15 protein-coding genes are annotated in these 15,234 nt (G+C 35.8%); 4 read left to right on the top strand and 11 right to left on the bottom strand.

Annotated elements, in window-relative coordinates; genetic code table 11:
* Positions 1-66: 66 nt before the first annotated feature.
* The 4 genes from SVZ03_11045 to SVZ03_11030 all read right to left on the bottom strand — a co-directional run bounded on the left by SVZ03_11045 (position 67) and on the right by SVZ03_11030 (position 4,186).
* Positions 67-945 carry an MBL fold metallo-hydrolase gene (locus SVZ03_11045; protein MDY6934738.1) on the bottom strand — a complete coding sequence of 293 codons (879 nt, stop codon included), beginning with the start codon at positions 943-945 and terminating at the stop codon, positions 67-69.
* Positions 942-1,796, bottom strand: coding sequence for an HDOD domain-containing protein (locus SVZ03_11040; protein MDY6934737.1), 855 nt, complete (start codon positions 1,794-1,796; stop codon positions 942-944). Before SVZ03_11040 ends, SVZ03_11045 begins: the two co-directional genes overlap by 4 nt.
* A gap of 465 nt (positions 1,797-2,261) precedes the next feature.
* Complete coding sequence (locus SVZ03_11035; protein ID MDY6934736.1) at positions 2,262-3,485, bottom strand: hypothetical protein; 1,224 nt, start codon at positions 3,483-3,485, stop codon at positions 2,262-2,264.
* A 533-nt stretch (positions 3,486-4,018) separates the two neighbouring features.
* Positions 4,019-4,186 (bottom strand): hypothetical protein, encoded by a 168-nt coding sequence (locus tag SVZ03_11030; protein ID MDY6934735.1) that lies wholly within the window; start codon positions 4,184-4,186, stop codon positions 4,019-4,021.
* Positions 4,187-4,217: 31 nt separating this feature from the next.
* Between SVZ03_11030 and ccsA the strand changes: the two genes are divergently transcribed.
* Genes ccsA through ahbD form a run of 3 tightly spaced genes read left to right on the top strand, consistent with a single transcriptional unit; the run spans position 4,218 to position 7,302 of the window.
* Complete coding sequence (gene ccsA / locus SVZ03_11025) at positions 4,218-4,886, top strand: cytochrome c biogenesis protein CcsA (protein MDY6934734.1); 669 nt, start codon at positions 4,218-4,220, stop codon at positions 4,884-4,886.
* A 2-nt stretch (positions 4,887-4,888) separates the two neighbouring features.
* Positions 4,889-6,202, top strand: a complete 1,314-nt coding sequence (gene hemA, locus SVZ03_11020) for a glutamyl-tRNA reductase (GenBank protein ID MDY6934733.1) — start codon at positions 4,889-4,891, stop codon at positions 6,200-6,202.
* Positions 6,199-7,302 carry a heme b synthase gene (ahbD, locus tag SVZ03_11015; protein ID MDY6934732.1) on the top strand — a complete coding sequence of 368 codons (1,104 nt, stop codon included), beginning with the start codon at positions 6,199-6,201 and terminating at the stop codon, positions 7,300-7,302. The genes hemA and ahbD overlap by 4 nt, the downstream gene beginning before the upstream one ends.
* 126 nt (positions 7,303-7,428) lie before the next feature.
* Here ahbD and SVZ03_11010 read toward each other — a convergent pair whose 3' ends face one another.
* The gene (locus SVZ03_11010; protein MDY6934731.1) at positions 7,429-7,767 is read right to left on the bottom strand and encodes an FHA domain-containing protein; all 339 of its coding nucleotides are present in this window, start codon (positions 7,765-7,767) and stop codon (positions 7,429-7,431) included.
* A 578-nt stretch (positions 7,768-8,345) separates the two neighbouring features.
* On the opposite strand from SVZ03_11010, the gene SVZ03_11005 reads away from it, so the two are divergent.
* The gene (locus SVZ03_11005) at positions 8,346-9,557 is read left to right on the top strand and encodes an aspartate aminotransferase family protein (GenBank protein ID MDY6934730.1); all 1,212 of its coding nucleotides are present in this window, start codon (positions 8,346-8,348) and stop codon (positions 9,555-9,557) included.
* 129 nt (positions 9,558-9,686) lie between these two features.
* On the opposite strand, the gene SVZ03_11000 is transcribed toward SVZ03_11005, so the two are convergent.
* The 6 genes from SVZ03_11000 to SVZ03_10975 form a co-directional block, all read right to left on the bottom strand.
* Positions 9,687-10,139: a hypothetical protein gene (locus SVZ03_11000; protein ID MDY6934729.1), complete on the bottom strand. Its 453-nt coding sequence runs from the start codon at positions 10,137-10,139 to the stop codon at positions 9,687-9,689.
* A 494-nt stretch (positions 10,140-10,633) separates the two neighbouring features.
* The gene (locus tag SVZ03_10995; GenBank protein ID MDY6934728.1) at positions 10,634-11,530 is read right to left on the bottom strand and encodes an SDR family oxidoreductase; all 897 of its coding nucleotides are present in this window, start codon (positions 11,528-11,530) and stop codon (positions 10,634-10,636) included.
* Positions 11,531-11,590: 60 nt separating this feature from the next.
* Positions 11,591-12,355, bottom strand: coding sequence for a GNAT family N-acetyltransferase (locus SVZ03_10990; GenBank protein ID MDY6934727.1), 765 nt, complete (start codon positions 12,353-12,355; stop codon positions 11,591-11,593).
* 118 nt (positions 12,356-12,473) lie between these two features.
* Positions 12,474-13,064, bottom strand: a complete 591-nt coding sequence (locus SVZ03_10985; protein MDY6934726.1) for a GyrI-like domain-containing protein — start codon at positions 13,062-13,064, stop codon at positions 12,474-12,476.
* 107 nt (positions 13,065-13,171) lie between these two features.
* Complete coding sequence (locus SVZ03_10980) at positions 13,172-13,924, bottom strand: class I SAM-dependent methyltransferase (GenBank protein MDY6934725.1); 753 nt, start codon at positions 13,922-13,924, stop codon at positions 13,172-13,174.
* A 160-nt stretch (positions 13,925-14,084) separates the two neighbouring features.
* The gene (locus SVZ03_10975) at positions 14,085-14,966 is read right to left on the bottom strand and encodes a hypothetical protein (GenBank protein MDY6934724.1); all 882 of its coding nucleotides are present in this window, start codon (positions 14,964-14,966) and stop codon (positions 14,085-14,087) included.
* Positions 14,967-15,234: the final 268 nt, after the last annotated feature.

The following is a 15,234-nucleotide window of genomic DNA, read 5'->3' as shown; positions in this document are numbered from 1 at the left end:
TATTGGATATGAAAGAAGGTATGAATTATACTTTTATAAATATCGCTGAAAATGAGAGGATTTGACTTATACATCGTAGGTCGCATTTTCCATAGCTGCATATATTTCAATATCATATCCCTTTTCTTTTATCTTTTTTCTATAATGATCTACAATAAAATCTAATTCCCTATCACTTCTCATCGGTTCGTGATGGAAGAAGAAGATCTTTTTGACACCGGACTTGATGGACATGTTTACAAGGTCATGGGTTGTGCTGTGCCCCCAACCCCTCTTGCTTTCATATTCAGATGGAATATACTGAGCATCGGATATTAGGGTATCAGCGCCTTTGACAAATTCAGCCAGTCTATTGTTCATATCTTTGGCAAAGTGATCCACCTCGTTATCATTATCGTTGAATACATTATAATATGGCTCATTGTCTCCTAAGTAAACAAAGACTTTATCCCTGTATTTTATTTTATAGCCAAGGCATGTAACCGGGTGATTGAGCATATGAGTCTCCACATACAGATTTCCAAGTGTAAAAGATTCTTCTTTCAATTCTTTATACTTAAATTCTGCATTGAGTTCTGCTGTACGTACTGGGAAGTAGGTATATTTCATCTGGCCATTAATTATATCTTCAAGGGATAATTCAAAGGTTCCTGGACCATAAATTGTAACCCTATTGCCAGGGATATAAACAGGCGGGAAGAATGGAAAACCATTAATATGATCCCAATGAGGATGTGAGATAAATAGATGTATATCGTAATTTTTCGATAGGTCTAAAGACTGTCCAAGCACCCTCAAGCCTGTTCCTGCGTCAAAGATAATCCAATCTCCATCATCTGATTTCAAATCGAAGCAGGCAGTATTACCGCCGTACTTAACTGTGGATGGGCCAGGTACAGGTACGGAGCCTCTTACCCCCCAAAATGTTATTTTTAGTCCATTCATTTCTGCTTAAGAAATAATTTAGCCTTTTCAATTTCTTCATTAATAGTCGACAAAGCTGAAAAGATTGATTCTTCATCCTGGTTTATGGCGCTCCAGACCTCTTCAGGAACAGGTTCAATTTTATAATTTCCACTAAAGCCTACCTTCAAAATCTTTACAAAGGTATCTGCCACTGAGACAACCATTGAGAAGATAGCAGAACTGCCCTGTAAAACAGGATGATGATGTTTGCCTACAGCAAATAGAAGGGCATTCTCAAATTTCCATTTTTTCCCAATGGCAATTCCAATCTCTTCATGTGATAGTTTCATTATTCTCTTTTCTATTTCAACAATTGGTTCATCCTTTTTGGAAGAAGCAGCGAGTATCTCATTCATCTCGTCAGGAAAGAAATTGTTTATTAGCACTTTCCCGATATCATGAATCAGCCCTGCAATAAAATACTCTTCAATATAGGTCTCATCAACACCTAAGCGCCTGGCAATTAGCTTGGAAGCAACTGCTACCCCGAGGGAGTGTTGCCAGAATTCCTCTCCATCTAAGCTGGATTGACCCTTCAGATTCACTATGCTAAGAAATGAGGAGGAGAGAGCCACATTTTTTATTGTATTAATCCCCAACATTACCACTGCCTGTTTTAGTGACTTTATCTGTTGGGATAAGCCAAAATAGGCAGAGTTTACCATCCTTATTACCTTTGCGGTTAGAACAGGATCAAGTTGAATAACATCCGTAAGGTCTTGAGCTGAGGCGCCCTTATCATTCGCCACCTCATTGATCTTATTGATAACAGGCGATAGAGCTGGCATCTTTTCAATTGATGTTTTTACTTTTTCGACAACTTCTTTCATTTTTTTGTTATCTCTATTGTTTAAAAGTAAGTATTATTTAAATATTCTTACTCTTTCAATGTAAGTGCTGGAAATGCATTTCTCCAATTATCAATTGATATACCAATAAAGGCAATCAAGGATGATTAGTATCCAGAAAAGGAAAGTATAAAAGAGTATGAAATACCATATAATCTTTTTCATAATCATAGTAAAATCAGTTATATCGTAATGTTTTTGTCTAGAGAAATTTATCAATCAGAAAAGATGTCAGATTACAATGAATAAAGAAAGGCTTCATTGACTTAGTGTCATAAAGAAATTTATTATTATATATCTCCAACGATTAGTCATCAATTAATATTGTTTGAAAGCTTGTTTAAATTTATTTCAACAAAGGATCAGATCTTTCTATCATGTTCAACTATTTTCCAAATATTGTACGCCTAATTGTAGTTTATGTATTGAATGATCACGTATATTGTATTATTTCTTCTCTGTACTATCCCCAACCTTTTTCGTCTCTTTTGCCTCTATCTGTTCAATTCCATCTATATTTTTATTCTCTTTTTTGTCAATCTCATCTTTTTCTTGTGCAGGCTGACCGGTATCCATTGTTATCCCCACCTCTTCAGATGGGGCTTCAACCACCTCATCAACCTTCAGGTAATCAGCAAAGGTATCTATTGCAGATTTATTTGATAAACGGATGTAATTATCCATATGATGAATTTTAAAGCTATTATAATCAATTTCATCCTTTGAGTCACCCTTATGTGTTGCTAATACCTCAAAGGTAGCTTGAATTAGCTTAAAATTATAATCCTTGATATATTTTCGTGTCATGTCATCAACCCCGTCGAATTCGTAATTCAATAGATAGTTTGCGGTAGTCTTCTCTTGACGAAATCTGACTCTCTTCTCAATTCTACTCTCTGCAGTTATTATACTCCCTTTCATAGGTGTTTCTTTTTGGTCTATTCCTTGTGTTTGAGTCTCTTTCTTGTTCTCAATTGATTCCTTATGTTCTTTATAGGTTTTATTTATCTCCTGCAGAAATTCATCATCACCCTGTATTAAAAATCTATTGAAAAAGTGATTTCCAGCTCCCTTCTCCTTTGTTATAAGATGGTTATATATCTCCTTCTTCATCTCATCGGATTGACATTCCCAGAGTGCGAGAAATCCATATCTCTTTGCTCGCCTAACCCTTTTGATTGCCTTTATATATTTATAGATCTTATTTGAGTGAAGCCTTGGATTTGAGGCTTCACCAAAAACAAAATTATTTCTCCCAACAGTTCTATCCCTATATCCTAAAGATAGATACTTTCTTGCTCTTGTATTCTTTGATTTTATAATAATTGGGGCTAGGCTGTCTAGTATTTCTTTTGATGAATCTAAATAGAGCTTTTTGACTATGTATGAATATAAAAGAGATTGCCGTTCCTGAGAGTCATAGAGCTTTTTGTAGGCGTTTTTATAATCTGACTGAAGGTATGATACAAAGGCATTAAAATGAATCAGATATAATTCTTTAAATAGATTCGTTCTTTCTTGATCACCAAAGTTTGTTATTGAGACATTCATAAAGTTTATGAAATCTTTATTCTCCTTTATAATTCTTTCAGTAGTAGTTTGGTCGGTGAAGGGGAAGGCCTGCGACAAAAATAGTATTAGAATAGTCATTGATTTATATATTACCCGCATTATTTCCTCCTTAATAACTCTTTTATTAATATTTTCAAGATAGATGCATTCAGCACTCAAAAATACATGATAGCCCTCGAATCCTAAGTTATTAAATAATAAAGCTTGACACTTAGTAAAAAATAGGCGTTGAAAAATCAAATATAATTCTTCTACATTGTCAAAACATTAATTTATTAAGATAAAGTATATAATAAATATGATATAATATTCAAGGATTTTCATTCTTTTTCAATGCTAGCTTGAAAAAAATGTAAGAGGAAAATATGTTTATTTATCCTATATATATTTATTATCAATCGAGTAGCCTTTATATTACCCTCATCCATGGCATGGAGGGTAATCATTAGAGATATATATTGTGAATAATTCAACTTATATGAATATTTCATATCTTGAGATATTGTATTATAAAGAAATTGACATTTATATCCAAGTACTATTATATAAATTATATATGGAAACAATTTACAATAATTGTAGAAGGAGAAAGTGAAATTCATTAACCGAATATTAAATCAATATAAATCACCTTAAAGGTTAGTTATGTTTAACTTAGCGTTTATTTTAACCCTGATTCTCTTTATTTTAACTTCTTTTTTTAGCATTCTATCATTGCATTCAAAAAAGGAGAAATATGTTAATAAGACAAAATATCTGTTTTTTGTTTCAGCATTTTTATTGATAATTCTTGGATTCATTAGGATCTATACCTCCTCCATTGACGGCTTTGTGGAGAACATTTCCAGCATATGGAGCTATTTCTACATACTATCATTTGTACTAATACTGATAATCCTTTATCTCTATTTTTCTAGGTGGCATCACCATTGGAGATCCTTTATGGCCCTTGCTTTTCCTTTTATTACGATTATGCTTATCATCTCAATTCCATTTATCAATTCCACAAGAAGGGTTACCGTTGAAACAGATTATAGTGTATTAACATCGCATATATTGCCAGCTCATATCTTTATTACAATAATTGGAGAATTATTCTTCTTTTTTAGCTTTGTAGGCTCTATACTCTATCTTGTTATGGAATGGCAACTACGGAAAAAGGGATCAATGAGGTTGATATATCAATTGCCAAATCTAGAAACAATTGAAAATTTTAATGCCTGGGCAATATCGAGATCTTTGATACTTCTAACAGTAGGCATTATAATTGGTGTTGTGATGGTATTTATTAGTTATAAATCACTTTCCCTCGGAACCGCAAAGGAGTTTCACACATATTTTTCTTGGATCGTAATTTTTACCATTTTTTTGATAAGGCGTATAAAGAGAATAGCCTCTCATAATATCAGCATCATCAATATCGCATTTTTCCTTCTGTTAATGTTTTTGTTCATCTTCACCAATATTTATATTACTTCAGGATTTCACAGCTTAAGGTAATCATGGATAATCAAAATGGCATACCCGAGATAATACTGATTGGAATGAGCCATAAAACTGCGCCAGTCAAAATGAGGGAACATTTCTCCCTGGCAAATGAAAATATTTCTGAATTTTTACTAAGGCTGTGCTCTTGCGGGATAAAGGAGGCTGTATGCATTTCAACTTGCAACAGGGTTGAGGTCTATGTAGCCTCACATGACATAAAAGAATCGGTGGATTCAGTATTAGAAATATTTGAAGAAATATCATCTCTAAAAAGAGATGACTTTGAGGATAGCATCTATAAAAAATACTCAAAGGAGGCTATTCTCCATCTCCTTACAGTAGCGTCCTCCCTCGATTCAATGGTGGTTGGGGAGAATGAGATAATAGGTCAAGTGAAGGAAGCCTACAGAAAATCTTCAATCGAAAAGTGCACAGGGCAGATATTGAACAGACTCTTCCATCAAGCCTTTAACACCGCAAAACGTGTGCGAACCGAAACAGAAATAGCTAAAAATCCCCTCTCGGTCGCATATATAGCAACAGAACTCGCAAAAAGCATCTTTGAAGATATATCACAGAAAAAAGCCCTTCTGGTTGGCGCCGGAGAAATGGGGGAGTTAATTCTTAAGTATCTCACAAAATGCAATATTGGCGAGGTCATTATTGCAAACAGGTCTTTTCATAATGCTGAGAGGATAGCAAATAATATCAATAGGGAGGCTCGAATTATTACCCTGGAGGATATCCGGTATTCCGCTGCAGAGGTGGATATTATAATTTCATCAGTCTTGACCCCAGAGTACATGATAACACCCATTACAGCAAAGAGCGCAATTAAAAGGAGAGGTAATCAGCCCCTCTTTATGATTGATATAGCTGTTCCGAGGAGCATTGAACCAGAGGTAGGGAGGATAAATAATGTTTTTTTGTACAATATAGATGATCTTAAATCTATTGCGGATGAAAATTTGAAGAGCAGGCTGAGAGAGGTTGAATTGGCTGAAAGTCTAATTGAATTGGATGCAGAGGAGTTTTATGAATGGTATGAGGGATTGGTGGTTGTCCCAACAATTGTAAAGATTCAGGATAAATTTGATGAGATAAGAAAGAAGGAACTCAACAAATATAAGCGAAGGAAATTAAAGCATGTATCAGATGAGGATTTTCAGCTTATTGAAGAGTTGACAAATCAAATAATGACTAAAACACTTCACAACCCGATTGTATATTTAAAGAATCACGTAACTGATGGTAGGGGTATAGGAGGACATGAGAAAAGGACTATTAGGGATAAGATCAGAATCATTGAGGAGTTATTAGGCACATGAAGAATTTAGGGATAAATAATCTCAGAATCGTTTTCTGGGAATTAACAAAGAAGTGCAACCTGAAATGCAAGCATTGCAGGGCCGAGGCAGAGGATTTCGATTATCAGGGTGAACTGACAACAGAAGAGATAAAGGATGTAATTGACAACATTTCAACCTTTGCTAATCCGATTTTAATATTAACAGGTGGAGAACCCCTTTACAGATCAGATATTTTCGATATTGCTAAATATGCTAAGACAAAGGAGTTTCGGCTTGCCCTTGCTACTAATGGCACATTGATAGACAGTAAGCTTGCAGAGTCGATTAAAAATTCCGGATTTGAGAGGGTCAGCATTTCAATTGATGGCAAGGATGCTGTTTCCCATGATGGTTTTAGAGGAATAAAGGGTGCCTTTGATGAGTCTCTTCGGGGTGTAGGGTTTTTAAAAGAATATGAAGTTGATTTTCAGTTCAATGCGACAATAACAAATAGGAATGTTGACGAAATTGAGGGTATATTGAGGCTCTCAGAAGAGATGGGAGCAAAGGCTCTTCATATCTTCATGCTGGTTCCTGTTGGTTGCGGGGTTCAGATTGTAGAAACTGACATGATATCAAAGGAGAAGTATGAGGAGGTTTTGAATTGGTTTTATGATAGATCAAAGGAGACCAAACTTGAATTTAAGGCTACCTGCGCCCCGCATTATTATCGAATAATTAGGCAAAGAGCGAAAGAGGAGGGCAGAGAGATAACCTTCGAAACGGATGGACTCTCAGCCATGACAAGGGGATGCCTGAGTGGAACTGCTGTATGCTTTATCTCTCACAAAGGCGATGTACAGGCTTGCGGTTATCTGCCTTTGATTGCAGGGAATGTATTGGAAACTCCCTTTCGAGATATATGGGAAAAGTCTGAACTCTTTACTAACCTGAGGGATCTCAGCAAACTGAAGGGGAAGTGTGGAATTTGTGAATATAAAACCTTTTGCGCTGGATGCAGGGCAAGAGCCTACTCGGAGTATAACGATTATCTTGCTGAAGAGCCCTATTGTGTCTATATTCCCAAAAGGCTGAGGAAGCGAGAGGATGGTATATCAACACCCTCCTCTCATGATTAGATATTGTGCTCTGCGGATAATTGATGAATTCTTCCTGATAAATTAACATATAAATAGGCGCTATTTATTAACCACTTCACTAACCTGAAGTAAGGCTGAGAGCCTTGTATAATCAATCTTCAGAACTCAAATTATTGAAAACTCGGTTCTACCAATACGGATTATATCATTATCATATAGTTTAACATATTTCTCTTTGGGTACCTGCATTTCATTGACAAAGGTTCCATTTGTGCTGTTCAGATCTTTAATGAAATAGTCGTCCTTTATCTTTTGAATTACTGCATGAAAGCGAGAGGCCATATTATCGTTTATAACAAAGGCATTCTTGCTGTCACGTCCCATCGTGATTTTACCAACTAAGGGTATCTCCTTGCCATTGAACAGAAGACATCTCGACTTGGATTTTCTTATTTTATTCAACCTTTTCCCAATATTGCTGTTAACATTGATTGTTTTATTCATAACAGACTCCTGAGAAATAAATAAACATATATAATATAATAAGGAGATTATTATTTTTCAATTACTATAATTAGTATTTCTTATGAAACCACTCAGTTAACGTTATTGTTTATATATCCCCACGTGAGTATGTATACACCCCTTTGGACAGTATTGGTTTTCCACAATAATCGTGTGCAAATGCTAAAATATATTTTGATTGATTTATTATACTGAGATTCATATTTTTTGTATACAATACTCATTACAGACTTTACATATTCTCTAACAAATATGATCATATATCAACCCTAAAATAAAATATGGAATAGCTCTTCCATACAATTTAATAGAATAGATGATTTATCTTTCTTATACATATTTCATCCAAGTATGATAAATATAGTTTAACTCTTTCATGTAATATTAGTCGATAAAACACATTTAAGTAATACATATTGCATTTGAACATAAAATAAGCCCTCCATGGCTCATTTTGCCGCTAGTTGAATATTTTGATAAATTACGTCCATGTAATTTATCAAAATTCTTTTGCGGTAAAATAGGTGGTACAAATTTAAATTTATAGGATATTTAACATGAATGATAATATTGAAACAATCTCAGTAGAAGACAAGCATTTTGCGCCATTTTTTAAAAAAATTAAGATATCTATAGAGAGAGGCGAGGGGGTATTTGTTTGGGATGAAAATGGCAAAAAATATCTCGATTTCACATCAGGGTGGGGAGTAACAAGCATAGGTCATGCTAATCCTGTTATTACTGAAGCATTATTAACACAGGGTAAGAGGATTATTCAAAACCCGAATTCAGGATTAACCTACTCACCCATAAGATCAAAGCTTTTATGCCTGATGAATGAAATATTGCCCAAGAATCTAACTAGGGTATTTTTTACAAACAGTGGCGCTGAATCTAATGATGCAGTTATAAAATTAGCAAGAAAGGTCTCTGGCAAAAAGAATGTGATTTCAACATATATGAGTTTTCATGGAAGGACCATCAGCACAGCTTCAGCAACTGGTCAATCCTCACATCGGGATAAATACAATCCCCTAATGCCAAATTATCTCTTTGTTTCATTTAACGATATTGACGCTTTATCTAACATAATAAAAGATGATGTAGCTGCTGTTATTCTTGAGCCTATACAGGGAGAAGGCGGAGTCATAGTGCCCTCGGAAGATTATCTTGAAAAGGTATCGAAGCTATGTATTGACAATGAAGTTTTATTAATTATGGATGAGGTGCAAACAGGTTTTTGCAGAACCGGCCCTATGTTTGCTTCGAGTGTGAGTAATATGAAGATAGACTTTATAACTATGGCAAAGGGTATTGCTGGTGGCTTTCCCTTTGGTGCCTTTGCAATGTCTGAAGAGGTCTCGGAAAAAATTGATGTGGGGGATCATGGAGGGACATATTGCGGGAATCCCCTTGGATGTGCTGTCTCGTATGCAGTGATAAAGTATCTATTGAATAATAACATAGGTAATAATGTTGAAAATGTGAGTAAATACATCTTTGAGATTCTTAATAAGTGGATAGAGGAGTATCCAGAACACATTATTGATGTTAGGGGGAAGGGTTTGCTGATTGTGGTGGAGTTTTCAAACTCTGATTTTGTCGATGAAATAAATAATAAATCTTTAAATGCTGGTCTATTATTGAACGTCACTCATGGCACAATGATAAGAATCTTCCCAGCGTTAAACATAACCTTAGAAGAAGCGAAAGAGGGATTGACGATTTTAAAAAGTGTTATTGATCAATGTGCTGAGAGGAATCCTTGACTCAGTGTTATTCGGCAATCCCATAATGAGATTTCCACATTTCATTAAGGAAGTGATGAGGAAAGAGTATTCCATAAGCAGAAAAGTCCCATAGATGAGATCAGAGGTCGTTGCCATTTCTGATGGTATTCACAGCAGATTGTATTTTGATAGAATTTTTTTGATGTTTGTATTATTTTTTGCCATTTCTCGGAGTATTGGCAATATCTTTTTCAGATTGTCTCCATCAATCTCTTCTATGGTCTCTTCTTTCGCTTTCCTTATGATTGTTCGTCTATCCCAGTATGCAAAACCTATTACACTAATGGTTAATGTTGTAAATATTCCTGCTAAGATCCAGAGAAAGGTAAAGGTTTGTTCAAAGCGCTTATCCACCTGTTCAAAGCGCTTATTCGTATCCATGCGCAGTTCCTCAAAGCGCTTATCCACCTGCTCAAAACGCATATCCATATCAATACGAAGTTCCTCTACCCTTACTTTCAATTCAATAAGAGTTTCTCTATCTTTCTGAGTAAACCCATCGCTAGACCATAAAGATGTGGATATGGATAATAATAATAGTATAAAAACTATGATTTTCATATCTATAGCCTAGTAAGGAATGTTGTGTCGAGTCAACTACTTTTTAATGATATCATAGATCCTGACTCTTTCTGTTGTATTGGTTACAGTAAGAATGTCTGGTAATCTGCATTTCAACTATAACCATTGAAAACATATATAATAGTTCAAAGCATAAGTTGAAAAGGAGATTGCTGGGATAATGCATGTGTCGAGAGTTTTTTCAACATTGTTGATGAAGGAAGTCTTTAAAGAAGTAATAATACCAGGAAGAAGGCACAAGAATTCATTTTAATTTATTGCGGTTTTTAATGATAGGCAGAGTATTCATTCTTCTCTTGATTATATAATTCCTGCAGAGTGTGAAGAGTATATAGCTTAGCGCTGTGTCCGGAAAAACGGGGCAAGCCCAGTGTTTGCTTCCTGGCGTTTGATGCAAAACTAAACAAATCAGCCAGGTGTTTGCGATTCAGCTAAGTTTAGTTGGTTAGAGTTCATTCTCATCATTTTCATTGTTAGCTTAATGTCATCCGATGGCCACCATGAACAAAGAGTAATTGTCCTGTAATCCAAGCCGCTTGTTCTGAGGCAAAAAATACAACCGCATTTGCAATATCTTCCGGTCTACCAATTCTTCTCAATGGAATATCCGTAATAAGCGCCTTTTCCGCATCGGATGAGATATACCCCGATTGCACCGGTCCGGGAGACACGATATTAACCGTAATGCCATAGGGCCCCAGCTCTGCAGCAGCACTACGGCTGTATGACTCTAAAGCGTATTTGCTGGCGCGGTAGGATATCTCCATTGGGGCCCCCCATGCACAATCCGCGCTGATATTGATAATCCTGCCCCATCTCTTTTGCCTTTCAATGATCCGGCCGGCAAACTTGCTCATCAAAATAGCTATAGCTCGGGTGTTCGCAGCAAAATGACGATCGTGACTTTCCTCGTCGATTGTCAATGTAGTTGGACCTTCCTCCCAAATTTCCACTTTTTCGCCTAATGTACTAAGGGGAAGGAAGGTGTCTGCGATGTATTCGGCAGCATTGTTTACGAGAATATCCACGTGTCCAAAAGTTTTTTCTGCTTGCGAAAATAAACGATGAACATTTTCGGGTTCACGAAGGTCCTCCTCACAGGACTCCGCGCAGCCACCAGCATCTCGAATGGATGCCAGCACCTCATCAGCTGTTTTCGCTTGTTGTTTAAAAAAGAACGCCAGTCCCGGATCAAGCAATTCATGATTTTTCTTGTATTCTTCTGATAATTCGGTCGTTTGGCGGAAGTAATGTATAAAAACTTTGGTGCCATGTAAGGCAAGTGCTCGGGCGATGGCTGCACCAATGCCGAATGGATTGTTCCCCCCAGTAACCAGGGCCACCTTATTCTTCAAACCGTTACTATTCATCTTGTCTTCTCCATTTAATTGATCCTGACACTTGAGTTGGCCGCTTGTAGGCTTATGTTGTTATGTATTAATTTTTTTTTTAACAATGTTCAGGAAGCGGGTTGTTGATATGTAGCGGTCTGCCAGTAATTTGCCATTATAGATTAGATTAAAAACTCCATATACTGAGGGCGCCTTTTGCGCTTCAGTATGATTTTTCAGCTCGATTATTTTAGGATCAAAACCCTTCTCGTCAAGTAGGGGCTTGAACTCTTCCATGAATCTTGCGACCCATGGACATTGTTTTGAATATATGATTGTTAGCCCTTTATATTTCTTTAATTCACTTTCGCTATTGTTGAGTGAGGGTAGTGGACCTTCTTTGAATTTCTTTACCATCAACTGTTCTTTTCCGGATTCGGCAACTATGCTGTAATCATTCCTTGTGAATATCTCCTTGTTGGCCATGAAGGCTTTGTCGCTCGTTATTACAGCAACTCCCATCATATCTTCTGCATCTTTCTCAACTTCTTTAATCAATTGAGTGCCTAATCCCTGGTGTTGATATTTCTTCCCATTCGTCCAAAGACAATGAATAAACATATATCCCTTTGCATTAACAGATCGCCAACAGAATTCACCTGGCACATATTCAATAAATCCTATTGGTCTCTTTTCACTTTCTATATATAGCAGTTTGATTTTCAATCCATTTTTGAACTGGTCATTGAGCCAATCAATCTTCTTATGATAGAACTCATGTTTCGGGTTTATGAAACAAATAGCTTGGGGATGTTCAGAAATATTATCAGCAGTTACTTCTACCATGTTCGTTTCGAAACTCATCTTCTTCGTTTCCTGTTGTTTAAGTCGATAGTGAACTACTATACTTTTTGAAACATAACGTCGCTTTTTAGTGAGTGTGGCTTTTTGCGTTCAGTTGTAAAATTCTGTAATATGCATTCTATTTATTTGATATTAAAAACGCATCAAATACTTCTTTTGCTAAATCAATAGATGAGATATATTCAATCTTTTCATTTGGTTGATCATAAAGCTCCATTATCGGCATCTGAGGATATTTATGTTCGTCTATGTATGAGTTTAATTTTGGATAAACCTTAAATATTCCAAGGATAATTGACATTTTGCCTTTGTATGGGAACTCTGCAACCACACATTTTGATGATGGATATTCTTTAACTCCATACTTATTGCCTATGATATTCAAATCTTCCACTGATTTATCTTCTACTATACAGCCCACAATACTTCTTAATTTTTTTTTATCAACCTCTTGAGGGTTGTCATAATAAAGCCCAAATCCCTTTGTTGTTTCAATGTCATAATTATCTTTTAAATCGTAATAGAGTTTATCCATTATCTGACCAACATTTTTATAGTCTCCAATATGCTTTTTGTAAACTAGCAGATATGGGCCAATATCTTTTTCAGCTATTTTTACCGAAGCAAACAAACCATACATAGAAAGTACTATTAGCAAAACTATTATAACAAGAACTATAGTAATGCCGATTATCCCAATAATTTTCATTTTCTTTACTCCTTATTCATTTAGAGATATAATGATCCGCACAACCGGCTGTCAATGAAGAGCAGCTGAAATGTCAGTACGAGTAGATGCGGTTGGCATGGCTTTCGCTAATCCAATTTCCTTGCTATATATACACCATAACTGTAATAGGTTTTATATTTCTCATAAAGCTCAATTTCTTTTTTTTCCGCTTTCACTATTGCGCGTGCACCTTCACTATTGCCGTTCCGATTAAGGAAATCCTTAAAGCTATCCTGCAGAGGCCGATAATAATTGCCCAGCCAACAATGCTCTGGTAAAACAAAATAGCCAATCGGAGAATAGCCGTTCTTCTCCAGGATACCTATCTTTGAAGAGGCTACATCTATTTCAGAGTATTCGCTCTCCCAATATTTCTGGAGTTCCAACGGACGGGAGGCTGTAATCCAGGTGATCTCCGAAACAACCATCAGTCCACCTGCTTTCAGGTAACGCTTCCAGTCTATGACGCCCCTTTCGAAGCCGATATTGTATATCGCGCCCTCTGACCAGATAACATCGTATTCCTCATCCGCAAAGGGGAGGTTATCCATTGAGCAGGCAAGCGTCGTTATTTTTTTAGAAAGTCCCATATTTTTGGCCTTGCCTTCAAGAACTTCAAGAAAGTCTTGAAGGAAGTCCACTGCCGTAATCTGAGCCTTAAATAGGCGAGCGAGCAATAGTGTGGAAGCCCCCGTACCGCAACCTATATCGGCAATCTTTAATTGTGCAGCTTGGTCTATCATAGCCAGGCTGAGAGCTTTCTCCGTCTCTGCATCACCACCTGGCCCTTGCCGGCTTGCATTTTTATGAAGGTCTATCAAAAGTTGATAATCTACCATTGGTCTATCCTGATCTGTTTGTAGCATTAATATCAAGGCGTCAGGGGCGCAAGGGCTTAGAAAAAATAACTTCATGCTGTATACAAGCTTTCATAAATGCAATAAGTGTAAAGCAGTTGCAGAAACCGTCCTTGCGTCCGATAGAAACAAATGTTAGAAGCTATTTCATTTTAAAAAATGTAATGTATCCTAATTTATCATTTGATATCAAATCATTGATAATCTCTTTAACTTTTTCTTCAGTTTTTCCACTTGCGATTATTGTATCATCAAAGACAGCGAACCAACCCTTTGAAATCCCAAGTTCTTTTAAACGTTTTTTATGTTTTTTAAAATGAGTCTTGCCATACTCTTGATGATATATTTCGATCAAATCTTTGTTACTTTCTAACAGTTCCTTAATCTCATACTCATAATGTTCTATATTTGCTTCATTTTTCAAATACAATTTTAGAAGACCAATATTTGATTCGTGTTTTGAAGGAGGATGGAAGGGAAGTCGTTCAATAATTCCATATTTAGCCTTGGATACTTCATATTTTTCTTTCAATTCAGCTCGAATATTAGGGCCAAAATATATTGAATAAGGCGAAAAAAATCCATCATAGATGATTTGATTTTTAAATGGTAACAGAACAGTTTTAACTAAAATTGGAAATTCCTCTATTATTTCATCAAATGAATTAGACAATCCAATTACACCATATGTTTTGGTTAAGTTGTCATCATCACAGGTAAAGGCGCAATATTTTTTATATTGATTATATACAATAAATTCACCCTTAATATAATTCTTCCAATCAAGTACAATTCTTAATTCACGTTCCGTAAAACTAAATGGATTATTTTCATATAATTTGTTAATAATATCTATATTATTGTATAATTCATTTCTGATTTTTGCCTTGTCGTTAATATCCAGATCCCAAAATTGTTGTAAATCATTTACATTTTGTATTACTTGTGCTTCTTGATTTGTAAATAAAAGTAAAGCAGGATGCAATTTGTAAAATAATTGAAGATCTTCTTTTGCTAATTTCATCTTTTGTTATTCCTACCTGTCGTTAGTTAACGTTTGAGTTAAGCTTCGCAGTTATCTTCCATACACGACTGAATAGAATTGATCAACTTAATTTCGTTTTCAAGAGTCTGCTAAGATAAAATAACGGTTGCGTCCGCTTAAACGATTTGTGTACGCCCGGCATGTGTGTGAACTTATGGAATGAGAGTCTCTTATTAGGAAGGTCGCCGTCAAGTAATATTTGACGAGAACTATTAGCGAAAGGCAAGGGCGAATTCGTGAGGATTTG

The sequence above is a fragment of the Spirochaetota bacterium genome (assembly GCA_034190085.1).
In the GTDB taxonomy this organism is placed as follows: Bacteria; Spirochaetota; UBA4802; order UBA4802; family JAFGDQ01; genus JAXHTS01.
The sequence above is the reverse complement of the archived record's forward strand: the minus strand, read 5'-3'. Positions and strand labels throughout refer to the sequence as shown.